This window comes from Mycobacterium sp. (genome assembly GCF_036488105.1).
In the GTDB taxonomy this organism is placed as follows: Bacteria; Actinomycetota; Actinomycetes; order Mycobacteriales; family Mycobacteriaceae; genus Mycobacterium.
Genome location: NZ_DASXHW010000351.1, coordinates 1 through 5,556, shown reverse-complemented (window position 1 = coordinate 5,556; position 5,556 = coordinate 1). Strand labels below are relative to the sequence as shown.

Below are 5,556 nucleotides of genomic sequence, written 5' to 3'. Positions count from 1 at the left end.
GCACTGGCCATCTTCGGGGCGCCGATCGAGCATCCGGACGCCTCTGGCGGCGCACTGGCGGCGGCCCGCGAGCTGCACGACGAGCTGCTGCCGGTGATCGGCTCGGCGGAGTTCGGTATCGGGGTGTCGTCGGGTCGCGCCATCGCCGGGCATATCGGTGCGCTGGCCCGTTTCGAGTACACCGTGATCGGCGATCCGGTCAACGAGGCGGCCCGGCTCACCGAGCTGGCCAAGCTCGAGGACGGCCACGTACTTGCCTCGGCGGTCGCGGTCAGCGGCGCGCTGGACGCCGAAGCACTGTGCTGGGATGTGGCCGAGGTGGTGGCGCTACGCGGTCGCACCGCACCGACTCAATTAGCTCGGCCGCTCAATCTGGCCGCGCCCCAGGAAGTGTCCAGCGAAGCTAGCGGTTAACCCCGCTTGCGCATTCGTTCCACCCTAGATACCGTTCCAAATATGAATGGTTATGAAAACGAACGCACTCGGAGGCGTGGCGGTCGGCAAGGCGGCCCTCCATTGCTGTTGGTGGGCGGCCTGACGCTGGGCTTCTTCATCGCCGGTATGGCGGTGGCGGCCGCACTGGGCGGCGTCACGCCCAACCCGCTAGGACCACCCCTGGCGGTCACCGACTACTACCGAAACCATCCCGTCTCGGCGCAAGCTAGCGCGATATTCCTGTTCGCCGCGTCGGTGCCGTTACTGATCTACGCGGCGACCGTGAGTGCGCGGTTGCGCCAACTCGGCATCACCGCGCCGGGAGCTACCATCGCCCTGGCCGGCGGTGTCGTCGCCTCGGTGACATTGAGCTTGTCGGGCCTGTTGGGCTGGGCACTCTCACGGCCGGCGGTTCGCACCGATGGCGCGCTGGTCCAGGCGTTGTCCACGCTGAGCTTTTTGGTGGGCGGCCCCGGGCACGTCGTACCCCTGGGTTTACTGCTGGCCGGGGTATCGGTCCCGGCGCTGATCGTGGATCTCCTGCCGCGCCCCGTTGCCTGGGCCGGACTCGCGATCGCAGTAATCGCCGAACTATCGACACTGTCGCTGATCTTTCCCTGGCTGGCGGTCCTGCTGCCGATCGCCCGGTTCCCCGCGCTAATCTGGCTGGTCGTCGCCGGTGCTCTTCTTCCCACCCAGCGCAAGAAGACGGCCACACGGTGAAACTGTCGATCAACGTCACCAACTTCAACTACCCAGGCGGTCCAGAAGCCGTGCGCGAGATCCTCTTCGAGCTCGCCTCAGCCATCGACGCCGCCGGGCTCCACACGATGTGGGTAGGCGACCACGTTTTGCAAGTCGATCCATTCGCCGACCTGGCCGAGCCCATGCTCGAGGCCTACACCACACTGGGATTCCTCGCAGCGGCCACCCAACAAATCAAGCTGGGCACCATGGTGACGGCAGCGACCTACCGAGCCGCAGCACTGCTGATCAAAGCCGCCACCACCCTCGACGTCCTCTCGGGCGGCCGCGTATGGCTGGGCATCGGCGCCGGCTATAACCAGCAGGAGGCGGACGCCATGGGATTGTTTTTGCCCCCGGTGCCCGAGCGCTTCGCGCGACTCGAGGAGACGCTGCAACTCGCGGCGCAGATGTGGGCTGGTGACCCCGCGCCGTTTCACGGTCACTATCTCCACCTGGAAAACCCGATCAGCAACCCGCGCACCATCACCGCACCACGTCCGCCGATCCTCATCGGCGGGACCGGTCCGCGCCGAACGTTGGGCCTGGTGGCCCAATACGGCGATGCTGCCAACTTCTTCGACATCCCCGACGGTGGGCAACGTCTGCGCGCCAACCTCGACACCTTGGCACACCACTGCGCTGACATCGGACGCGATCCAAACGACATCGAGCACACCGTCACCACCGCCACAGCGCCCGACGAGACCGCCGAACACCTCGCCGAACGCTGCCGAGCGCTCGAAGACTTCGGAGTCGAACACATCGTGCTCATCCCGCGCGGCGGGCCTTGGCAGCCCCACGACGCCGAACGGCTCGGCGTCACAGCCGATTTGATCGCCTGACCCCGGCCGTCCATCCCGGCCCGCACCGCGCGCTTACTCGATTTCGCCGGGTTTCGGACGACCTTTCGTCAGTTCGTAAAATGAACGATTCACAGAAGCTACTACTATTGGCCGGGTGGTATCACGATCAATCAAGGCCCGCGACGGGATCGCGTTCCTGTTATCCCAGTTGGGTCACCGAGCGGCAACGTCATTCGCCGAGCTGCTCACACCACTTGGCCTTACGCCCGCCCAAGCGGGCATCCTACGGCTGATCGATCGCCAGCCAGGACTAAGTCAGCAAGAACTCGCCGCACGCCTCGAGTTACTGCCCAGCCGGGTAGTTTCCTTCATCGACGAGCTGGAAGCTCGCGGCTACGTTGGCCGCCAGCGAAACGCCGCTGACCGCCGACTCTATGCGCTACAGCTCACCGACGGCGGCCGCGAGATCATGACCGAACTTGCCAAGGTCGCACGCCAACACGACCGCCTGATGAGCGGAGGGCTCAACGCAGACCAAAAGGCCACCCTGCGCGAGTTGCTTGGCATCGCGGCCGAACATCAGGGACTGTTGTCCAGGGTCCATCCCGGGTATGGCGGGATGGAGACCCACGACGCCAGCACCAAACATCCCTGACGCCCAACGCGGGCTCCTGACTTGGGCGGCAAGGACTAGCGGCCCGCGGGCGGTGCGAGCGTGATATCGCCGGGCAGCAACGGCCCAATGTCGATGAAAGACTTGCCGTGGAGATCCGGGGTGCCGACCGGGTCGTTGCCCAGGTTCAGCAGATCACTGAGGCCCGGCACGCTCGCCGGCTGACCGCCCTCGAGCACTCCGGCATCGGACTCGGTGATGTTCTGAACCACCACCGGGCTCTCCACACCGCCCATGACCTGCAGCAAGTCCAGAACCGAGGGGCTGTTCGCGTCGAGGCTGTCACGCGAGTTATCCGAGAGCTGCATCGAGGGCACCTCGACGTCGCGCAGCGGCGGGGATGACGGGGCGGCGATGAGGATGCTGACGCCGCCGAGCGCAACACCAGCGGTGATGCAGTATCGGACAACGGGTCGCATGACTCTCCCTAGGTGACGCCGTGACGGTTCCACAACGTTCGTGTAGGGACACTGTACCTGAGAACTGGCTGAGAATCATCAATTATTTTTCGAAACACCCGAAAAAAGTTTGCTGAGAGATCGCTCAGCAGCCTGAGCCGCCGAATATGCCCTGCTAGCTGCGCTTTGCGGCCTTCTTGGCGGCGGTCTTCTTAGCAGGTGCCTTCTTCGCGGTTTTCTTGGCCGTCCGCTTCACCGGGCCGCGGGCCCGCCGATCGGCCAGCAGCTCGGACGCGCGCGCATCGGTGATCGACAGCACGTCGTCGCCCTTGCGCAGGCTCGCGTTGGTCTCGCCGTCGGTGACGTAGGGGCCGAAACGACCGTCCTTGATCACCATCGGCTTACCCGACGCCGGGTCGTTGCCCAGCTCGCGCAGCGGCGGAGCGGCCGCACCCTGCCGACCCCGGCGCTTGGGCTCGGCGTAGAGCTTCAGCGCCTCCTCGAGGGTGACCTCGAAGATCTGGTCTTCAGTAGCCAATGACCGAGAGTCGTTGCCACGCTTGAGGTACGGGCCGTAGCGGCCGCTCTGCGCGGTGATCTCCTCGCCTGCGTCGGGGTCGACGCCGACCACCCGCGGCAGCGACAGCAGCTTCAACGCGTCCTCGAGCGTCACGGTCTGCAGATCCATGCTGCGCAGCAGCGATCCGGTCCGCGGCTTGGGGCCGGTCGGCTTCTTGCCTTTCTTGGCCGGCTGTCCGGCGGCATCGTCGTCGTCGTCCGGCTTGGGCAGCACTTCGGTGACGTACGGACCGTAACGGCCGTCCTTGGCGACGATTTCGTGCCCGGTCTCCGGGTCGACACCGAGCGTGCGTCCCTCTTGCGGCGTCGAGAACAGCTCTTCGGCGACGTCGAGGGTCAGCTCGTCGGGGGTCAGCGAGTCTTGCAGGTTGGCCCGCTGCGGCGTCGGTTCGCCGTCATCGCCGACCACCATCCGCTCCAGATACGGCCCGTTCTTACCGACCCGCACATTGACCGCGCGCCCCTCGGCGTCGTCAAAGAGCTTGATGGAGTTGACTTCTCGCGCGTCGATGCCTTCGAGATTGACGCCGACGAGCTTTTTCAGCCCACCCGAGCGCGCCACCGAGTCAGCCACGCCGTGGTCGCCGCCGAAGTAGAAGTTGTTCAGCCAGTTGGTGCGTCGCTCCGTGCCCGAGGCGATGGCGTCGAGTTCGTCCTCCATCGCCGCGGTGAAGCCGTAGTCGACCAGACGTCCGAAGTGCTGCTCCAGCAAACCCGTGACGGCGAACGCGACCCAGGACGGCACCAGCGCGCTGCCCTTCTTGTGGACGTAGCCGCGGTCCTGGATGGTCTTGATGATCGACGAGTACGTCGACGGCCGCCCGATGCCCAGCTCTTCGAGCGCCTTGATCAACGACGCCTCGGTGTAACGGGCCGGCGGGTTGGTGGAGTGCCCGTCCGGGGTCAGCTCGGTGGCATCCACCCGCTGTCCCTGGGTCAGGTGCGGCAGCCGGCTCTCGGCGTCGTCGGCCTCGCCACCGGCCTGGTCGTCGACGGTCTCCACGTAGGCCTTCAGGAATCCGGCGAAGGTGATGGTGCGACCGCTGGCCGAGAACACGACCTGGCGACCGTCGGATTCGCCGTTGATCCGCAGGCTCAGCGTGGTACCGCGGGCGTCGGCCATCTGCGAGGCCACCGTGCGCTGCCAGATCAACTCGTAAAGCCGGAAGTCGTCACCGTCGAGCTCGCGGCGCACCGCGTCGGGGGTCGCGAAGGTTTCCCCTGCGGGCCGGATCGCCTCGTGAGCTTCCTGGGCGTTCTTCACCTTGCGGGTGTACTGGCGTGCCGACGGGTGGACGTACTCCTCGCCGTAGAGCTGACGGGCCTGCGTGCGGGCCGCGTTGATCGCGGACTGCGACAGCGTCGTCGAGTCGGTGCGCATGTAGGTGATGTAGCCGTTCTCGTACAGCCGCTGGGCGATGCTCATCGTGCGCTCGGCGGAGAAGCGCAGTTTGCGGCCGGCCTCCTGCTGCAGCGTCGACGTCATGAACGGCGGATATGGGCGACGGGTGTAGGGCTTTTCCTCCACCGATCCGACGGTCAGCTGGGAGCCGCGTAGACCGGTGGCCAGCGAACCGGCGCTGGACTCGTCGAGCACCACGACTTCATCGGGCTTACGCAGTGTGCCCAGCGAGTCGAAGTCGCGGCCGGTCGCGACCCGCAGACCGTCGACGGAGGTCAGCCGGGCGCTGAAGGTCGGTGGCTGGGCCTTGGGGTCGGACACGCTGGCGTCCAGCTCGGCCAGCACGTCCCAGTAAGCCGCGCTGCGGAACGCCATGCGGTCGCGTTCGCGCTGCACGATGATGCGGGTGGCCACCGACTGGACCCGGCCCGCGGACAGCTTTGGCGCCACTTTCTTCCACAGCACCGGGCTGACCTCGTAGCCGTACAGCCGGTCCAGGATGCGGCGGGTTTCCTGGGC

The 5,556-nt window shown here is 66.3% G+C and carries 6 protein-coding genes; 4 read left to right on the top strand and 2 right to left on the bottom strand.

Going from position 1 to position 5,556, the window contains the following annotated elements; all coding sequences use genetic code 11:
- The 4 genes from VGH54_RS18675 to VGH54_RS18660 all read left to right on the top strand — a co-directional run.
- Positions 1-414, top strand: a 414-nt coding sequence (locus VGH54_RS18675; protein WP_331513563.1) for an adenylate/guanylate cyclase domain-containing protein, incomplete at its 5' end; no start/stop codon positions are given.
- 111 nt (positions 415-525) lie between these two features.
- Positions 526-1,158 (top strand): hypothetical protein, encoded by a 633-nt coding sequence (locus tag VGH54_RS18670; RefSeq protein WP_331513564.1) that lies wholly within the window; start codon positions 526-528, stop codon positions 1,156-1,158.
- Positions 1,155-2,024 (top strand): TIGR03560 family F420-dependent LLM class oxidoreductase, encoded by an 870-nt coding sequence (locus tag VGH54_RS18665; protein WP_331513562.1) that lies wholly within the window; start codon positions 1,155-1,157, stop codon positions 2,022-2,024. The genes VGH54_RS18670 and VGH54_RS18665 overlap by 4 nt, the downstream gene beginning before the upstream one ends.
- 115 nt (positions 2,025-2,139) lie before the next feature.
- Positions 2,140-2,640, top strand: coding sequence for a MarR family transcriptional regulator (locus VGH54_RS18660; protein ID WP_331513561.1), 501 nt, complete (start codon positions 2,140-2,142; stop codon positions 2,638-2,640).
- A 35-nt stretch (positions 2,641-2,675) separates the two neighbouring features.
- On the opposite strand, the gene VGH54_RS18655 is transcribed toward VGH54_RS18660, so the two are convergent.
- Positions 2,676-3,077: a hypothetical protein gene (locus tag VGH54_RS18655; protein WP_331513560.1), complete on the bottom strand. Its 402-nt coding sequence runs from the start codon at positions 3,075-3,077 to the stop codon at positions 2,676-2,678.
- A 154-nt stretch (positions 3,078-3,231) separates the two neighbouring features.
- Positions 3,232-5,556, bottom strand: a 2,325-nt coding sequence (gene topA, locus VGH54_RS18650) for a type I DNA topoisomerase (protein WP_331513559.1), incomplete at its 5' end; no start/stop codon positions are given.

Coding starts and splice junctions, on each gene's coding strand:
- VGH54_RS18655 (WP_331513560.1), bottom strand. CDS start 3,077: ATGCGACCCGTTGTCCGATACTGCATCACCGCTGGTGTTGCGCTCGGC.